Genomic DNA, 15,729 nt, shown 5'->3' with positions numbered 1-15,729 from the left:
TCGAGCCTCAACTAATCAACGCCGATCCAGTGATTTTAAGCGTTACGGTTTTGCTTCCGGTAGAATTGGAAACCGTGATCGTCGAAGCGGTATCCGAAGTACCGCGCGAGGAAATATTGATCGTCGCCGCGGAACTCGAAAGTGTCACGCTCTCGTAGAGCGTTTGCAGATCGACCGTTCTGGTGGCCGAGCCGACAATCTGAATCGTGTGGTTGTTCGGAAACGTGATCGTGTAGGTGGCGTTCTCGTTGATCGCTTTCATGCGCGCCGACATGATTTCGCTGAACACCTGGCGCGTGGCGCCGTCCAAGCGAAAACGGGTTTTCATGGCGAACAAGTAGGGCGCGGCGGTGGCCGAGAGAATCCCGAAGATTCCCACAGCAACGAGCATCTCCGCCAGCGTAAAGCCGCGGCCATTGGTGAGTCGTCGTGGTAATTTTGCCATCAATGCCATCTAAACCGCTCCACCGACCATTGAGAACTAAGGATAACCTCTGCTGGAGAGAGCAATTCGCGGACCAGAAAACTACTTAAAGAAGGCAAATCTAGTTGTCACTGTTGGGGTGGATTTGGCCAAATTCCTCCCCATCGTACTGAGAACGAAACCCATGGGAATGACAAATTTCGTCGCAGTGCCGGATTGTCGCGCTAGAATGAGCTTCAGGTCACTGGGGAGGGAGATAAAACTCGATGATCTCGTTGCCGTAATAAAGATAGAGCAGCGCGCCGGAACAGAGAAACGGCGCGAACGGCAACGCCAAGCGCCGGCCGGCGCCGGTGACCGCCATGCAGGCGATGCCAACTACGGAACCGAGCAACGACGCGATGAAGAGAGTTACCGGAATCGACGGCCAACCGAGAAAGGCGCCGATCATCGCCAGCAGTTTGATGTCACCGCCGCCCATGCCGTCGACGCCGGTAACTTTCTCATAGGCCCATGCCGTCACGAGCAAAAAAACCCCGCCGGTAAGAATCCCGATCAGCGAACTGACCGGCGAGGGAATCACACCCGAACCATCGCGAAAGAAAAAGTATCCCAACAACGAGAAAACCAACCCGAGGATAATTCCCGGCAGACTGATCACGTCGGGCACAATGCGCACGTCGAGATCGATAAAAGAAATCACGATCAGCGCGGCGACAAAGACAAAGCCGACAAAAAAGCTAAAGCTCAAACCAAACCAGTGCCAGAGCGCCATGGCGAACAGCGCCATCAGCAACTCGACAACAAAATAGCGCAGTGAAATACCTTCATGACAGGCACGGCAGCGGCCGCGCAGAAACAAGTAGCTGAGCAGCGGCACATTATCGTAAAAAGCGATGGGTTTTTTGCAGCCGGGACAGTGCGAACCCGGTGTGACGATGGACTCGCCGTTGGGAATCCGGCCGATGCAAACGTTGAGAAAACTGCCGACCAGAGCGCCGAAAACAAATGCGACAAAATGAAATGGAGTCATGGATACCTACTTGTAATTCGTTTGCTTGAATATCAACCTAACGCCTGCTCGTACACCGCCAGGGTTTGCTCGGCGGTGCGCCGCCAACTGAAACATTTCGCCCGCGCCAAGCCGCGCTGCTTGAGATTTTCCCGCACCGTTGCATCGCCGGCAACTTTTAGCATGGCACTCGCGATAGCGTCGACATTGTGAGCATCGACGAGAATCGCGGCATCGCCCACGACCTCAGGCAAAGACGAATTATTAGCGGTAATCACCGCCGTGCCGCAGGCCATAGCTTCCAACGGCGGCAAGCCGAAGCCTTCATAGATCGATGGATAGACGAACGCGACGGCACCGGAATAGAGCGACGGCAGATCGGTTTTCGCGACATAGCCGAGAAATTTTATGTCGCTCTTCCACGGCGACTTGTCGATTTCTTCAAACAAATCCTGATTGAGCCAGCCGCTGGCGCCGACCAACACCAGGGGCAAGCTTGCTGAATTGTTCGAGCGAAATAAATTGTACGCCTGAATCAAGCGCAGCAAGTTTTTGCGCGGCTCCACCGTGCCCGTGTTAAGCAAATAGGCACCGAAGCGCAGCCCATACTCGGCCAGGATCGGCGCCGCTTGCGGTTCGCTCACTGGCGCGAAACTTGGATCGACACCGAGATGAATCGTCGTCATCTTGTCTGCGGGAACATGAAAATGCTCGACCAGATCGCGCCTCGTGCTGTCGGAGTCGGTGATGATATGATCCGCCTGTTCGAGGGAGCGCGGAAAGAATGCCTTGAAGGTCAAGCGGCGCTTCAATGGATGAAACTCCGGAAACAGAAAAAAACTGACATCGTGCACGGTGAGCACTTTCTTGCCATGTTTTTGCGAGCAGATAAGAAAATTGGTCCAGTGAAACAGATCGTTGGTACCGGCAAACTTTTCCGCCGCCAGCAAACCCGCCAGCGGCGCCTGCAATAACAGCGAGGTGATTCGCGGCGGCAGAAACCAAGGGGCAACGACCGTTTTGAAATCTCCCGCTGGATTTTCAACGTTAACTTCGGTGGCAACTCTTTCCGGCACGGCAAAATAACGCCAGCGAAAATCCGGCTTCAAGCCGAGCAGCTGACTGACCAGGTTCGCCGTGTAGTAACTGATCCCCGTGTTGCGCACCAACAACGGCGATATATCGATCGCTATGCTCGGCGGCTTGCTCATCAACAAGGTTGCCACGATCTTACAAAGATGAAGTCAGCGCTGGAATCAGTCATCAAATTTGAATTACGCAATTTTTTTGCCACTCAGCCGCGCCTTGCCGATACGCCATGTCGCCTCACTCAAAAAATATCCCTGGCTCGCCAACGGCAACTCGCCGGTGCCATAAACATCGGTGGCGGCGATCTCGATGGCAGCGATGCGGTACAGCCAGTCGGCTTGCCGTCCGTCGCCCGCAAATCCCAGGGAAATAAAATAGCGGCCAGGAACTAAGGGGATTTCGCCAAGGGCGCAATGAAGCTCATGATCGCCCGCCGCCAGGTCCATGGGTTTGAGCGTCCAGCGTGAGTCGATGGCGTAGACCCGCAGCCCCGCCTCGGTTTCAAAAGCAATTTCCAAGCTGCACTGTCTTACTGGCTGTTCGAGAGCGACGGATAATTCGATATCCAAGCGCTCGCGGGCGCCGGCACAGTGCGCCGTGGCGAGCGGCCGCCCATTGAGCGAACCTTGGACGAAAACTGCGCGCGAACCATTTTGGCGCGGGATCGTTCCCAGCGCCGGCGCCGCGGCCGGGAGTTCGGCGTTGACGCTGCGCAGGTAACGGCTGATGGCTTGGGTACTGTCGCCCTCGAACTGCACCGTGCCGGACTCGATCAACAGAGCTTTGGTACAGAGCACCTGCAGCGCCGCCATGTTGTGGCTGACGAACAATACCGTCCGGCCATGCTTCGCCACGTCGCCCATCTTGCCGAGACATTTCTCCTGAAACGCCGCGTCGCCGACGGCGAGCACTTCGTCGACGATGAGAATCTCCGGTTCCAAATGCGCCGCCACGGCGAAACCCAAGCGCAGGTACATGCCGGTGGAGTAATGTTTCACCACCATGTCGATAAACTTTTCCACTTCCGCGAAGGCAACGATCTCATCGAACTTGGCTTCGATCTCGCTTTTTCTCATGCCCAAGATCGCGCCGCTGAGATAAACATTTTCGCGTCCGGTGAGCTCGGGATGAAAACCGGTACCGACTTCCAGCAGCGACCCGATTCGCCCGTAAATGCGCGCCTCGCCTTCGGTCGGTTCGATGATGCGCGAGAGAATCTTTAACAGCGTGCTTTTGCCGGCGCCGTTGCGGCCGACGATGCCGACCACGTCGCCCTGCTTGATCTCAAACGAGACATCCTTGAGCGCCCAGATCGAGTCCTCGACACGCGCCGGTTCCGGCGGCGCGGGTACATTTTGACGATTGGGAAAAAGCCGCCGCAATGGCCCAGCCATCGAGCGCGCCAGAACATCGCGCAGCATGAAATAATTTTCACGCTGGCCGAGGCGATATTTTTTACCGAGCCGGTCGGCGCGCAGGGCAATGTCGCTCATCTATTACACCACATCGGCGAAGGTTTTTTCGACACCGCGAAAATAATAAAGCCCGCTCACCAACAGCAGCACCGTGACCAGCACGGATAGCCAAACCCAAGCGCCAAGCGGATCGCCGCCGCCAACCAGCGACCAGCGAAGGCCATGAATTATCCCGGCCATGGGATTGAGTGCGTAAAGCCAGCGCCAATTTTCCGGCACCAAAGTGATCGGATAAGCAACCGGGCACATGAAAAACCACACTTGAGTAACGAACGGAATCATATGGCGCACGTCGCGGTATTGAACCGTAAGGGTCGCGAGCCAAAGGCCGACGCCGACGGCGCAAGCGATCGAGAGCAACACAAAAACGGGCAGCAACCAGAGCGCCGCTGACGGCGTCACCTGGTAATAAACCACGATGCCGAGCAAAACCGTGAAAGCCACCGCGAAGTCGACCAACCCCGAGAGCACGCCGGAAAGTGGAATCACCAATCTGGGAAAATAAACTTTGGTGATCAGCTGCTGACTGGCGATCAAACTGTTACTAGAGTTGTTCAGCACGTAGGCGAAAAATTGCCACGGCAAAAGACCGCAGAAAGCGAACAGCGGATAGGGCAGCGCGACGCTACTATTCATCGGCGCGACGAAGCGGCCGAAGACCACCGTGAAAACCAAGGTCATCAGCAGCGGTTGCAGCACCACCCAGATAATTCCCAGGGTGGTTTGTTTGTAGCGCACTTTGAGATCGCGCCAGGCCAAGAATAACACCAACTCGCGGTGCGCCCACAGATCGTCGAGCTTGAGCGGAACCCAGCCCGCTGACGGGCGAATGATGATTGGCGGTCTTTGCAAGACTTCGTCCCGAAACTGCACGTGTTTCACCACCGTTGCCAAGATACTACGAGCCTTATTGGACCGTCCATGGCATTTCTGAGAAATTTAGAATAGGCGCCACGACCAGATGGCTATTAAACGCAATTCTTACGCCACAGCCGCCTAATGGCGCTTTCCCGCCCAAATTCAGCGTCTCGGCTTGGCCGTTAACAGGTTTCGATAGAGCTCGGCATAGGCACGGCCCATCTGCGCCACGGTGAAATTCTTTTCGATCCGCTGGCAATTGAAGGCGCCCATGGTTTGGCGCAGGGCCGCACGGGCGCCGAGAAAGCGAATGCGCTCGACAAACGCGTCAACATCGTCGAGGCCGCAGAGAAAGCCGCCTTGTTGGTCGACCACCAACTCCGGCAATGACGACGCGTCAGTGCAAATCACCGGCTTGCCGCACGCCATCGCCTCGCCGACGGCGTAGCCGAAACCTTCGAGCCGAGAGGGAAAAAGGAAAATATCGCAGCCGTTGTAGAGTTCGACTAATTCCTGCGTCGACGGCGCGGTACGCTTGACGATATTCACCGCGCCGAAATCGGCGCCGGTGCGCAGGCCCGATGGATGCACCAAAACATAATCGTCACCCAACTTTTTCATGATCGCCGGCAACAGATCGGCGCCTTTGCGCTTGGTCAAGTTACCGACGAAGAGCAGACGAATTTTGCCGGGAAATTCGTTGTTGGCGCCCGTTTCAAGCGGCTTGAAGATCTCGCTATCGATGCCGTTATAAATCACCTCGATGTTGCGCGCGCCGAAAGTTCTTTCGATGGAGGCCTTGGTGCTGTGACTGATCGCGACCACTCGATCCGCATCACGCAGCGCTTGGGCGATGCGCCGTTTCAACCAACCGAAGTGAAACGCCTTCTGGCTGAGCGTGGTATATCGTTGATAGTTGTCCTCGAAAACATTGTGCAGTACGGTCACGACGGACGGCTTATCGGAGCGACTGAAGGCGCTGCCGTAGTCGGCGTTGCCATGCATCAAGTCGTAATCACCTTGGCGCGACCGGGCACGAAGACGAGCGCTGACCAGTGCCGGCGCGATCTCGAAATGACGCGCGAAACGGATAAGGTCCAACGAAATGCCATGGCCGGCAACGGCCTGTTTGAGCTGATCGAAGTAAACACTGTGACCGGAGCGAGTGTCCGATATGGGTACGAGTACTTTCAAATCAATTTAATCGAAGTCGGATCAGGTTTGGCTCATCGCGATGCTCGCGCGCAGCCTTTGTCAAATCGTAACACTAAATTCGACGGTTGATAATTGACCAGCGCGACGCCAAATAATGTCGTTTCGTACTAGCGCGAAAATAGCCATATTCAATCCTGCGTGCTCACGCAGATAGATCGAAAAAGGCCCCCTCGTAGCGCATCACGATCTTCGCCCATGTGAACTCGGCCAACGCCCGCTGTCTGCCAGCTTCCCCCATTGAGAAACGCGCGGCGGGATCGTCGAGCAAGCGAACGATTGCATCACTCAGCGTAAAGTAGTCGGCCGGCGCTACCAATATGCCGGTGACGCCGTCTTCGACTGCGTCGGAAACGCCGCCGCAACAAACCGCAACCACTGGTTTACCGGCGGCCGCGGCTTCCAAAGCGACCATGCCGAAGCCCTCCACGTCGTAATCAAGAGCCAAAACCGGCAATACAAGAACGTCGCAAAGTGCGTACACCTGAACCAACTCGGCGTCATTGACAGCCCCGAGCCAGCGCACGTGCTCGGAAAGATCATGGCGCGCGATGGCTTGGCGAATCTCGCCGGCAACATCGTCGTGGTGCGTCAACGACTCCCTCGGATTGTCGCCGGCGATGACAAAACACACGTCCGGCACTTGCTTAACGATATCAACCAGTGAGCGCTCGATGAATTCTTTTACGCCCTTGCGCCTCGCCAGCCGGCCGACGAAAAGAATAACTTTACGGTTCGCCAATCCCCATACCTGCTTAAGGGCGTCGGCACTATCCGCGCTCTGGAAGCGCTGCCAGTCGACGCCCGGAGGGATGACCGCGATGGCTTGCTCACGGGCGCCTTTTTGCTGAGCCAGCTCCGCCGTGTGACGGCTGTTGGCGATGACGCGATCAACATAACGAAGCCAGCGAACGATTAAAAATTGATACACCGAATTGCGGTAAACCAAATCTAAACCATGCGCCTGAACAACGGCCTTACGACGAAGCAAGCGCGCGAGCAACAATACAATCGGCGTCGCTAACACGCTGCCAGCGAAAATAACGTGGATATTGCGATTGCCGCGAAGTATCGCGATTCCTTTAGCGACAGCGAAAAGAAAATACCGGATTAGGCCGGGAGAAGTGGGACGAAATATTATTTCATCCGCAACGGCGATCGATTCTGTGGCGTGAGCTGTGATAACCGCCACCCGATGATTCTTGCTCAGTCCAGCGCAGACGCTGGCGAGCAGCTGCTCAATACCACCCTGCCGCGGCGGGTAGTTCCACGTGATGACGAGAATACCCACGCCGCCGGTAATCAACTCTTGATCGTGCACAGATGATATACCTGATACTGCCATTCCAGCGGCCAGAAAGGTAACATAAACGCTTGCGCGGTACGCACCGGCCAAGCATACCATGGGCCGCGAAAAATCCATGACGGCGAGACAACATGGAGATCGCGCCAACGGTAGCTCACTCTCAGGCCCGCGCCTTCGAAAAGTTGGCGCCACGCCGACAGTGACCGTACCTCTTCGCGAACATCGGCTTGCTGTGTTCCGGAATGCAGTCCGAAGCGCAGCGGCAAAAATCCAGAATTCGGCACTAGCAGAATGAATATCGCGCCGGGTTTCGCCACCCGCACCATCTCGCGCAGTGCCGCTTGCGGATCTAAAAAATGTTCCAACGCGCCCAAGCTTGAAATGACGTCGAACTGCCGGTCGGCAAACGGCAACTGCTCGGCCGGACCACAATGAAGATCGGCGTCGGGCAACCGTTGCTGGCAAAGAGCCAAAGCCCTCTGCGAGATATCCACTCCCGTGGGAATAGCGCCGAGCGCCGCCGCCGCCGTGAGCCAGTCACCAATACCGCAGGCAACGTCGAGCAACCGCCGTCCCTTCCAAGGTTGAAATTTCCTGGCGAGCCGGCGGTAATGCGCAGGGAGGTTAGCAGCCACGGTGGCATTGGCGTAATAAACCCGATCGTAAAAATCGCGTACCGCCGTCGCATCCGGCTTTTCTTGAGTCTTGGGTTGTGGATTCATAAACTAGGGAGAGTCAGCAAATGGCGCCCTTCACGCAGGTAAAATTTACCCATCGTCATGCCGCCTTCCGGCTTGCTGCCGTTCCATGCGCAAGAGCGCGATTTGCTCGGAGATCAAGCCGAGCATGAAAATGATCACCGAAGTCGTCAGCGCGAAAACCGACATATTAGTGAAACGCCCCTGAGTGAAAAAAGTGTAGGCATAGTTTCCCATCCCGGCGAGGAAAAAAACAGGCTCACCGGCAGAAACACCCGCAGCGGCGAAAACAACGTGGCGATCTTGGTAATGATCAAAAAGAAGCGAACGCCGTCGGTGATCAAGCTGATCTTACTCTGGCCCGACCGGTAGAGCGTCTGGATCGGCACATACTTGACCGTCAAGCCGGAGCGCAGGAAAGCCAAAGTCAGCGTCGTCGGATAAGAAAACGTGTTCGGCAGCAGATCGATGAAACGCAACGCCTCGCGCCGCGACAGCACGCGAAAGCCGGAAGTCAGATCGCGCACGTTGAAGCGCGTCACGTAGGATGCCAACAGATTGTAAACCAAGTTGGCGACGTAGCGGTGAAAGCGCAGCTTCGAGCCCTTGGCGCGGGCGCCCACCACCATGTGATAGTTGGCCGCTTCGGCGAGCAACTTGGGAATATCTTCGGGCGGATGTTGGCCGTCGCCGTCCATCAAGACAATTAATCTTCCCTGCGCCGCACGCATGCCGCTCTTCACCGCCGCGCCGTTGCCGATATTGTAAGGATGACGCACCACGTTGGCGCCGGCCTTCATCGCCACTTCGGCCGTGCCGTCAGTGGAGCCGTCGTCGACGACGATGATCTCGGCCTGGGACAGTTTCAGGGCGAAAATTTATTCCAACACCCCGGCCAAGCACTTGGCTTCGTTGAAGGCCGGAATGACGATAGAAATATCGGGTGGGTTAGCCATTCAATCGATAGACCGCGTAGCCACGGGCGTCAAAGCTCAGCGCCAAGCCGCGATTAGCGAATTCATTCCACAGCCGCGCTTGATCGGGCGTCAGATTGTTCGAGAGAAACTCCGCCAGCAAGTCCGCACGCGCCATTAGATGAGTAATTTTTTTTTGCTTCAGCGACTGGGCGATTTGCTCGAGGGTTTTGGCGGCGCGAATCGCCTCCAGTAAAAACTCCGGCAAGTCGCCGCCGTCATGGAAATAATCTCGCTGGCAATAATACGCTCTCCGTCCGACAAAGAGAAGATAAATCTTCGCCGTCGCCGCGGTTTCGCGGTTGATGTAATCGAAGACGGCGTAGTCGGGAAGCATACGGGTGAGATATTCGCTCCGGCTCACGGCGCCTGAGAGATAGCCGAACGGCTGCGCCGCGCCGACGTATCTCCACAAGTAAGTGCCATGCCACACGGCGAAGCCGAGCAAGCCGGCAAACAAAATCGCCGGCCGTTTGATGCGCAAATAAATATTGAAGACAGCGAAGGTCGTGAGAATCGCCAACAGCGGCACGATGGCGAGGATGTAGCGAATTCGCATGTCGACGAGAAAAATTCCGTAGAGCAATAATAACAGCGAGAAACTCGCCAGCCGCCGTTTATCGTCGAGCCACTTACCCTGAAACGCCCAAGGCAGAAAGAGAATCAGGATTGGCGTCAGCACGCCGTCGAAATATTGCGGGTTGTCGTCCTGGCCGGAGATAAACAAGCGCAGCGGCAGGGCGACGATCTGCCAAACGTTTTCGCCGAACAGCAACTGACGTTTTTCGAAAATACCGATGCCGGCGAAACCCGCCCCTGCTTGGCCGCCTGCGGCGGTGGTCGCGAACAGACCGGCGAAAAATGGGAAGAGCGGATTGCCGGTTTGCCACCAGTTTTTCATCAGCCAGGGCAAAAACGGCGACAGCGTGAGTGCGCCGAAACAAACCGTTTCACGGCAGAGCGCCGGGATGTTTTTGCGTGGCAGCTTAGCGAGGGCGAGAAAAAACAGCACGGTAATCACTAGCGCGATCACCAAACCGTTGGGTTTCGTCGCTAAAGCAAAACCGAGCGACAGCGCAGACAATGCCAACCAGCCGAGGGACTGGCGCGACTCGCACCAATAGAGCAAGCACAGCAAGGACGCGGTGGCGTAAAACGTAACGCCAAGATCGATATAACCCCAGTGGCTGAGGCGCAGAATCACCGGCGTCGATTGAAAAAAAAACCAGCCGAGCAAACCGTAGAGCGCGCTCATGCGCCGCGCCAGATAAGCGTAAAGCAACAGTCCGGTGAGCGCGCCGAACAGCGAGTGAATCCACTTGGGCACGAAATCCAAACCCCAATGAACCCAAGGCGTGAACAACATGTCGACCAACATCGGGTAGTAAGAGTAGTGCGCCATCGGCACTTCGATGACGCGGCCGGCCTTAGCGTAGAGTTTAGGTATGGCTAAATGATGGGTCAATTCATCGCGGCTGATCGGCGGCAACAAACCGAGCACGGCTTCGACTAAAAGGATGATTAGTAGCAACGACCAAATCGACCAACCGAGCCAGCCCGAGCCCCGCGCCGCACCGGCGAAATGGTACAGGAAAAAAATCAACCCAGCGCCAAGAGCGGCGGCGACGGTGAAATCTAATAACGGTGCGCCAACATAGCCGGCGAGACCGAAGAGAAAATAAACCGTCGCCACGGCGCCGAGAAAAACCCCGAGACCGCAGGTTTGCCCGAGCAACCGGGTGTAGCGCTGTTCCATCAGCTTTGGCGGTTTTCGTCGGCCGGGAACCCGCCCGCCGGCGTATCAGGCGCTAGCGGGCGGGAAATTATCATAGGTGAGATGACAAACGCTTCGCTCGGAGAAAATCCCCGGCACTGGCCGGCTACTTTTCTATCACCGCGACCACCGCGCCGAATTTGACAAAGTCACCTTCCTTGGCGCTCACTTGATTGAGGGTGCCGTCGTCCAGCGCTTCGACCTCGACGTTGACTTTATCGGTCTCGACTTCGAGCAGCGCGTCACCCTTTTTCACGTTCTCGCCCGGCGCCTTGATCCAGCGCAGGATGCGCACCTCGTCGCTCTCGTCGCTCGATCCCAAGCGCGGAATGATCACGTCTTTGCCCATGAATCTGGCCTAGAGCGACGGCGCATCGAAACTGTCGGCGAGGGATTTGAGCTTGAGCGTCTGGCCCATGTTTTCCATGAAGCCGTTGACATTTTTGTATTTCGCCGGGATTTCCGACTTCACCGCCGCCACTAGGTAGTGCAGTTGGGTGAAGATCGAGATGTCGGCGATGGACATGCGCTCGAAGACAAATTTCTTGCCCGAATACACCTGGTCCAGGGTGTTGAAGTGGGCATCCCATTCGGCCTCAGCCTTCTGCTTCAACTCCGGGGTATCGGCCCGGCGCATGGAGTGATTGGCATGGACCAAAACTTCGTCCGACCAATCTTCCAACGCCAAACACAAGCCTTTGTTCACCGTGCCGTCGGGATAGATGCTATTTTGCGGGTAGTCTTTTTCCAACCGAGCCGAGATCACAGTCGAGTCGATGACGCATTCGCCGTTGTAGTTGAGCGTCGGCACTTTGCGTTGGTTGGTATATTCTAGCAGCGACTTGCGTTCGTCCTTGCGCACGTCGACGACTTCGTAGGGCACGTTTTTCATCGCGAAAACCACGCGGACTTTTTCGCAGAACATCGAAGTTTGCGAATTGAATAATTTGATCGCCATATCCTTAGCCTCCTGAGCTTTGTTAAATTGTAATCGGATCGAATCCCGTCTCTGACCCCTAAGCCATGCAACAAATTCGCGGAATTCTCAACCCCGCCGGCAGACAACGTTGTTGACCTTGCCGGAGTTCGTGCGTATTCTGCGACCCAGGTTGAAGTCATCAACCCGAAGAGGAAAATCATGGCGAAGTATCTTCAATGCAGTGAGTGCGGCAAGCTGGCGTTTTACTACGACGACTTTGTCGGCACCGAAAAACCTTTTTACAAACGTTTTATGCGCTATCCCGAAGGCGGCATCACCAAACACGAACCGCCACGCTGCTTTAGCTGCGGCGGCGTACCGCGCATGATCCACGACAATATCAAAGAAGAAAAAGCCGCGGCCAAACTTTAACCGCGCGGCGCCAGCAGCTCCAAGTGCTCGCGGACAACCTCCGGCGGGCATAAACGCAAAAACAGTTTCAGCCCGCCAATAATCACCGCCAGATCGTCGAGCTGGCCGATGCCGATGAGAAAATCCGGCAACAAATCGGTGGGCACAATCACGTAGGCGAGAATTCCCGCCACCAGCAGTTTAGCGCCGGCGCCGACCCGCGCATCTTTGACCAAGCCGGAAAATAACTTATAGAAGCTCGGCAGGTGCATCAGCAGCTGAAAAAATTTGCCCCAGCCAAGCTGTTGCGCTATTGCTTTCGGACGGAATACCATTTGTCGTTCTAATCGATGGACGATCACGTTAAAATTTTACGGTTGTGAAAATTTTCCGCACCGCCGCTTGGCGCAGCAATTTGATCGCAATCCAGATCAGAACTAGGCCGCCGAGCGCTTCGACGATGGAAAGGCTCAAGAGTTGAGAAACGAACGCGATAAACAGAAAGCGCAGAGCCACTGCGCCGATGGTACCGCCGACCCGGCCGTAAAATTGCTCGCGCTTTGGCAGTGTCCTGGCCGCCATGGCGATGACCAAGGCATTGTCACCGGCCAAACTCTAGTCAAGAACGACAATACCCAACCAGCGCGCCGAAAATTCTGGATCCGTCAGAAACTTCATGGTATCAACAGCAAGAAACTCCCTTCTTCATAACAAGCACCGCGACCGATTGATAGCGAAAAACGAATGGCCATGTCAATGCCGAAATCGATGGTCGTAAGAAATCTTTCGACTTGCCGGAGCCGGCAGCGACAGCAAGCCGCGCTTGATTGTGCCCAACTACCCAGGGTGTTATCTTTTGTACGATTATTAGCCAGCGCATCACCAACGATATGGGTCGACTAAAAAAATTCTCCCGACTCACACCGGCGGAGCGATCTTTATGGATCAAAACCGCTTGCCTGCTGGCCGTCATGCGCCCAGCGTTGGCACTGCTGCCGCTGAGAGTTTTAAGAGATGCGCTTGCGTCGCGCTGGCGTGAGGGTTCCGTCGTGCCCGGCCCTGGCGCGCCGACCCTTCGGCAAATTATCTGGGCCGCGCAGTCGGCGGCGCGCTTCGTGCCTGGCGCGACTTGCCTGGTGCAAAGTCTATCTGTGCTTCGACTGGCGATATCAGCCGGCTATCCGGTCACACTGAAAATCGGCACGGCAAAAGAAATTGACGGCACTCTCAAAGCCCACGCCTGGGTCGAGCATCAGGGAGAAATTATTCTCGGCGCGGCTGAGGAAAATCTTTATACGCCTCTACTAGTTTGGACGGAGCAGGGCTGGCACGCGGCGGGTTCCGAGCAATCTTAATGAAAGAGCTTCTCTCAAAGCGCGTCTCGGTGCCGGCCGATGTCTTGATCAACGAGATCGCCGGCGAGTCGGTGTTGCTCAACCTCGACGGCGGACGCTATTTCGGCTTGGACGATGTCGGCACCGACATGTGGAAAGCGCTCACGACGTCGGCTTCCATCGCCCAAGCCTTGGCCCAACTGACGGCGCTCTATGACGCCGACGCCGCCCTGCTCAAAAGCGATCTGGAAAATTTAGTCACCCGCCTCGCCGAGTATGGGCTCATCAAGTTCGACGACAGTTAGTCGCCGCCGCCAGTCTACCAAGGCGCGTTTCGATGAGCGGCATAGTCGGTATTATTAATCTTGACGGCGCGCCGGTCGATCCCGCGTTACTGCAAAAACTCACCGGTTCGATGGCCTACCGCGGCCCCGACCGACAGCAAACTTGGCTCGACGGCCATGTCGGTTTCGTCCCGGCGATTACGACCAACTGCTGCACGCCATCGACGCATCCACGGTTCGGCTGCTGGGCCATCACAATCGCGATGAATTGACCGCGCTGGCCTTCAAGCTCGCGTTCACCCAGCCGCGTTTGCTGAGCTTTCTCCCCCGCCTGTTCACGCCGGCAAACATCCACACACCCATGGGGCAAACTGAGCCGGCGCATTTAGCGTAACCCCACGGCTCACTAATATCGATCGAGAATTATTTTTGGCGCGGAATTGCCAACAGCGTGGAAGCTGCATCGACCAACTTCCCGATGGAATGGTTGATTGACAACGAGCGTGAAAATTTAAATGCGATGCGAGGGAAAATTTGGTGGAGCTGATGGGAATTGAACCCACGACCTCTAAATTGCGAATCTAGCGCTCTCCCAACTGAGCTACAGCCCCACTGATTCCAGGGTGGACTTCATGTACGCGAGCACTTTATCTTTTAGATCGGCTCTTTTCAATGCGTAGGCGACGGTGGCGCGGACAAAACCGAACTTGTCGCCGATGTCGTAGCGATCGCCGGTAAAGACGCAGCCGTACATTTTGCGCTGCCGCGCCAATTGCGCCAGGCCGTCGGTCAATTGAATCTCGCCGCCCCGTCCGGCCGGCTGTTTTTGCAAGATGTCGAAAATTTCCGGGCGCAGCACGTAGCGGCCGATGATCGCCATGCGCGACGGCGCTTCGCTCGACATCGGCTTCTCCACCGTCCCGTCGATGCGGTAAAGCCGTGGTTCGATTTCTTGGCCTTTGATCACGCCATATTGATGAACTTCCTCGAGCGGAACTTCCATCAAAGCGATGACCGACTCTTCGTCGCGATTGAAAATATCGACCAACTGCCGAACGCAGGGCACCACGCTGTCGACTAGATCATCCGCCAGCATGACTGCGAACGGTTCATTGCCGACCAAGTCGCGCGCGCACAGCACCGCGTGGCCCAAACCGAGGGGCACTTTTTGCCGCACTGAAACCACTTCGATCATCTCGGCGATACGGCGCAAAGTTTTTACCATCTCGGTGTTGCCGCGATTGGTCAGGATCTGCTCCAGCTCCGGCGCTTCGTCGAAATGATCCTCGATGCCGTCCTTGCCCCGGCCGGTGACGAAAATAATCTCATCGATGCCGGCATCCACCGCCTCTTGGACGACGTACTGGATCGACGGGATGTCGACGATCGGCAACAGCTCTTTAGGAACAGTTTTGGTCGCGGGGAGAAATCGCGTTCCCAACCCGGCCACCGGGATCACGGCTTTTTTTACTTTCATGATTGGATTCCGATGGCGCTAGACCAGCCGTCTAGCTTTGCGTTCGGTGACTTCTTGGTTCGATTTGCAGTCGATGCAAAGCGTCGTGACCGGCCGCGCCTTGAGCCGTTCGATACCGATCTCTTCGCCGCACTCCTCGCAGATGCCAAAATCGCCGGCGTCGAGACGCTGGATGGTTTCTTGAATTTTGAAAATCAGTTTACGCTCGCGGTCGCGGATCAGCAGCATAGAATTGCGGTTCGATTCCATGGTGGCGCGGTCGGAGGGATCGGGAAAGTTGGCGTCGTCATCCATCGTTTCCACTGTCTTCCCGGCTTTCGAACGCAGCTCTTCAATCCGTTGATTGAGCAGAGTACGAAAAATTTCAAGGTCTTTTTTTTTCACAGGCCGCCTGCATCGCTGATCACTTCAGCATTATAAGTGAATGGCGCAAAACATCAATCGTTTTTGCGCCGCGCTGAACAAAAGGCGACGATCGAGCG

At 56.0% G+C, this 15,729-nt stretch carries 20 protein-coding genes, 1 tRNA gene and 1 pseudogene; 5 read left to right on the top strand and 17 right to left on the bottom strand.

Annotation, left to right across the window (positions count from 1 at the left end; translation table 11 throughout):
• Nucleotides 1–7: 7 nt before the first annotated feature.
• The 6 genes from EXR70_05880 to EXR70_05855 all read right to left on the bottom strand — a co-directional run bounded on the left by EXR70_05880 (nt 8) and on the right by EXR70_05855 (nt 5,866).
• Entirely contained in the window at nt 8–454 is a 447-nt protein-coding gene (locus EXR70_05880) for a type II secretion system protein (protein MSP38001.1), read from the bottom strand.
• Between the two features lie 211 nt (nt 455–665).
• A complete protein-coding gene (locus EXR70_05875; GenBank protein MSP38000.1) occupies nt 666–1,457 on the bottom strand; it encodes a prepilin peptidase in 792 nt (263 codons plus the stop codon).
• A 32-nt stretch (nt 1,458–1,489) separates the two neighbouring features.
• Nucleotides 1,490–2,647 carry a glycosyltransferase family 1 protein gene (locus tag EXR70_05870; protein ID MSP37999.1) on the bottom strand — a complete coding sequence of 386 codons (1,158 nt, stop codon included), beginning with the start codon at nt 2,645–2,647 and terminating at the stop codon, nt 1,490–1,492.
• 63 nt (nt 2,648–2,710) lie between these two features.
• Nucleotides 2,711–4,018 carry an ABC transporter ATP-binding protein gene (locus EXR70_05865; GenBank protein MSP37998.1) on the bottom strand — a complete coding sequence of 436 codons (1,308 nt, stop codon included), beginning with the start codon at nt 4,016–4,018 and terminating at the stop codon, nt 2,711–2,713.
• 3 nt (nt 4,019–4,021) lie between these two features.
• Nucleotides 4,022–4,852: an ABC transporter permease gene (locus tag EXR70_05860; protein MSP37997.1), complete on the bottom strand. Its 831-nt coding sequence runs from the start codon at nt 4,850–4,852 to the stop codon at nt 4,022–4,024.
• 168 nt (nt 4,853–5,020) lie between these two features.
• Nucleotides 5,021–5,866, bottom strand: a complete 846-nt coding sequence (locus tag EXR70_05855; GenBank protein MSP37996.1) for a glycosyltransferase family 1 protein — start codon at nt 5,864–5,866, stop codon at nt 5,021–5,023.
• Here EXR70_05855 and EXR70_05850 point away from each other — a divergent pair.
• Entirely contained in the window at nt 5,858–6,142 is a 285-nt protein-coding gene (locus EXR70_05850; protein ID MSP37995.1) for a hypothetical protein, read from the top strand. The genes EXR70_05855 and EXR70_05850 overlap by 9 nt on opposite strands.
• 73 nt (nt 6,143–6,215) lie before the next feature.
• Here EXR70_05850 and EXR70_05845 read toward each other — a convergent pair whose 3' ends face one another.
• From EXR70_05845 to EXR70_05820, 6 genes and pseudogenes are all read right to left on the bottom strand, one after another.
• On the bottom strand, nt 6,216–7,493 hold the full coding sequence (locus EXR70_05845) for a glycosyltransferase family 1 protein (GenBank protein ID MSP37994.1): 1,278 nt from the start codon (nt 7,491–7,493) through the stop codon (nt 6,216–6,218).
• Nucleotides 7,373–8,098: a class I SAM-dependent methyltransferase gene (locus EXR70_05840; GenBank protein ID MSP37993.1), complete on the bottom strand. Its 726-nt coding sequence runs from the start codon at nt 8,096–8,098 to the stop codon at nt 7,373–7,375. Before EXR70_05840 ends, EXR70_05845 begins: the two co-directional genes overlap by 121 nt.
• Before the next feature lie 45 nt (nt 8,099–8,143).
• Nucleotides 8,144–9,030: pseudogene (locus tag EXR70_05835) on the bottom strand (glycosyltransferase family 2 protein).
• Nucleotides 9,023–10,804, bottom strand: coding sequence for a hypothetical protein (locus tag EXR70_05830; protein ID MSP37992.1), 1,782 nt, complete (start codon nt 10,802–10,804; stop codon nt 9,023–9,025). The pseudogene EXR70_05835 and the gene EXR70_05830 overlap by 8 nt, the downstream one beginning before the upstream one ends.
• A gap of 124 nt (nt 10,805–10,928) precedes the next feature.
• Complete coding sequence (locus tag EXR70_05825; GenBank protein ID MSP37991.1) at nt 10,929–11,171, bottom strand: hypothetical protein; 243 nt, start codon at nt 11,169–11,171, stop codon at nt 10,929–10,931.
• A gap of 9 nt (nt 11,172–11,180) precedes the next feature.
• A complete protein-coding gene (locus tag EXR70_05820; GenBank protein MSP37990.1) occupies nt 11,181–11,780 on the bottom strand; it encodes a glutathione S-transferase family protein in 600 nt (199 codons plus the stop codon).
• A 180-nt stretch (nt 11,781–11,960) separates the two neighbouring features.
• On the opposite strand from EXR70_05820, the gene EXR70_05815 reads away from it, so the two are divergent.
• Nucleotides 11,961–12,173, top strand: a complete 213-nt coding sequence (locus EXR70_05815; GenBank protein MSP37989.1) for a hypothetical protein — start codon at nt 11,961–11,963, stop codon at nt 12,171–12,173.
• On the opposite strand, the gene EXR70_05810 is transcribed toward EXR70_05815, so the two are convergent.
• Nucleotides 12,170–12,487, bottom strand: a complete 318-nt coding sequence (locus tag EXR70_05810) for a DUF1232 domain-containing protein (protein ID MSP37988.1) — start codon at nt 12,485–12,487, stop codon at nt 12,170–12,172. The genes EXR70_05815 and EXR70_05810 overlap by 4 nt on opposite strands.
• A 28-nt stretch (nt 12,488–12,515) precedes the next feature.
• Nucleotides 12,516–12,764 (bottom strand): hypothetical protein, encoded by a 249-nt coding sequence (locus EXR70_05805; protein MSP37987.1) that lies wholly within the window; start codon nt 12,762–12,764, stop codon nt 12,516–12,518.
• A 278-nt stretch (nt 12,765–13,042) separates the two neighbouring features.
• Between EXR70_05805 and EXR70_05800 the strand changes: the two genes are divergently transcribed.
• The 3 genes from EXR70_05800 to EXR70_05790 are packed head-to-tail and all read left to right on the top strand — an operon-like array spanning nt 13,043 to nt 14,042.
• Nucleotides 13,043–13,507, top strand: a complete 465-nt coding sequence (locus EXR70_05800; protein MSP37986.1) for a lasso peptide biosynthesis B2 protein — start codon at nt 13,043–13,045, stop codon at nt 13,505–13,507.
• On the top strand, nt 13,507–13,791 hold the full coding sequence (locus tag EXR70_05795) for a PqqD family protein (protein ID MSP37985.1): 285 nt from the start codon (nt 13,507–13,509) through the stop codon (nt 13,789–13,791). The genes EXR70_05800 and EXR70_05795 overlap by 1 nt, the downstream gene beginning before the upstream one ends.
• Nucleotides 13,792–13,823: 32 nt before the next feature.
• Nucleotides 13,824–14,042 (top strand): hypothetical protein, encoded by a 219-nt coding sequence (locus EXR70_05790; GenBank protein MSP37984.1) that lies wholly within the window; start codon nt 13,824–13,826, stop codon nt 14,040–14,042.
• Between the two features lie 263 nt (nt 14,043–14,305).
• On the opposite strand, the gene EXR70_05785 is transcribed toward EXR70_05790, so the two are convergent.
• The 3 genes from EXR70_05785 to dksA all read right to left on the bottom strand — a co-directional run bounded on the left by EXR70_05785 (nt 14,306) and on the right by dksA (nt 15,631).
• Nucleotides 14,306–14,381, bottom strand: a tRNA-Ala gene (locus EXR70_05785).
• Entirely contained in the window at nt 14,372–15,247 is an 876-nt protein-coding gene (gene galU / locus EXR70_05780) for a UTP--glucose-1-phosphate uridylyltransferase GalU (GenBank protein ID MSP37983.1), read from the bottom strand. The genes EXR70_05785 and galU overlap by 10 nt, the downstream gene beginning before the upstream one ends.
• Nucleotides 15,248–15,265: 18 nt before the next feature.
• The gene (dksA, locus tag EXR70_05775) at nt 15,266–15,631 is read right to left on the bottom strand and encodes an RNA polymerase-binding protein DksA (GenBank protein ID MSP37982.1); all 366 of its coding nucleotides are present in this window, start codon (nt 15,629–15,631) and stop codon (nt 15,266–15,268) included.
• Between the last annotated feature and the right edge of the window lie 98 nt (nt 15,632–15,729).

It is taken from the genome of Deltaproteobacteria bacterium (assembly GCA_009692615.1).
Taxonomy (GTDB): Bacteria; Desulfobacterota; Binatia; order UBA9968; family UBA9968; genus DP-20.
Note: the sequence above shows the minus strand (reverse complement) of the source record. Positions and strands in the feature narration are given on the sequence as shown.

Excerpts from the sequence above, each read along its gene's own strand:
- EXR70_05825 (MSP37991.1), bottom strand. The coding sequence starts at position 11,171 with ATGGGCAAAGACGTGATCATTCCGCGCTTGGGATCGAGCGACGAGAGC.
- EXR70_05845 (MSP37994.1), bottom strand. The coding sequence starts at position 7,493 with ATGGATTTTTCGCGGCCCATGGTATGCTTGGCCGGTGCGTACCGCGCA.
- EXR70_05810 (MSP37988.1), bottom strand. The coding sequence starts at position 12,487 with ATGGTATTCCGTCCGAAAGCAATAGCGCAACAGCTTGGCTGGGGCAAA.
- galU (MSP37983.1), bottom strand. The coding sequence starts at position 15,247 with ATGAAAGTAAAAAAAGCCGTGATCCCGGTGGCCGGGTTGGGAACGCGA.
- EXR70_05880 (MSP38001.1), bottom strand. The coding sequence starts at position 454 with ATGGCATTGATGGCAAAATTACCACGACGACTCACCAATGGCCGCGGC.
- EXR70_05795 (MSP37985.1), top strand. The coding sequence starts at position 13,507 with ATGAAAGAGCTTCTCTCAAAGCGCGTCTCGGTGCCGGCCGATGTCTTG.
- EXR70_05870 (MSP37999.1), bottom strand. The coding sequence starts at position 2,647 with ATGAGCAAGCCGCCGAGCATAGCGATCGATATATCGCCGTTGTTGGTG.
- EXR70_05840 (MSP37993.1), bottom strand. The coding sequence starts at position 8,098 with ATGAATCCACAACCCAAGACTCAAGAAAAGCCGGATGCGACGGCGGTA.
- EXR70_05830 (MSP37992.1), bottom strand. The coding sequence starts at position 10,804 with ATGGAACAGCGCTACACCCGGTTGCTCGGGCAAACCTGCGGTCTCGGG.
- EXR70_05790 (MSP37984.1), top strand. The coding sequence starts at position 13,824 with ATGAGCGGCATAGTCGGTATTATTAATCTTGACGGCGCGCCGGTCGAT.
- EXR70_05875 (MSP38000.1), bottom strand. The coding sequence starts at position 1,457 with ATGACTCCATTTCATTTTGTCGCATTTGTTTTCGGCGCTCTGGTCGGC.
- EXR70_05850 (MSP37995.1), top strand. The coding sequence starts at position 5,858 with ATGCATCAAGTCGTAATCACCTTGGCGCGACCGGGCACGAAGACGAGC.
- EXR70_05800 (MSP37986.1), top strand. The coding sequence starts at position 13,043 with ATGGGTCGACTAAAAAAATTCTCCCGACTCACACCGGCGGAGCGATCT.
- EXR70_05820 (MSP37990.1), bottom strand. The coding sequence starts at position 11,780 with ATGGCGATCAAATTATTCAATTCGCAAACTTCGATGTTCTGCGAAAAA.
- EXR70_05865 (MSP37998.1), bottom strand. The coding sequence starts at position 4,018 with ATGAGCGACATTGCCCTGCGCGCCGACCGGCTCGGTAAAAAATATCGC.
- EXR70_05815 (MSP37989.1), top strand. The coding sequence starts at position 11,961 with ATGGCGAAGTATCTTCAATGCAGTGAGTGCGGCAAGCTGGCGTTTTAC.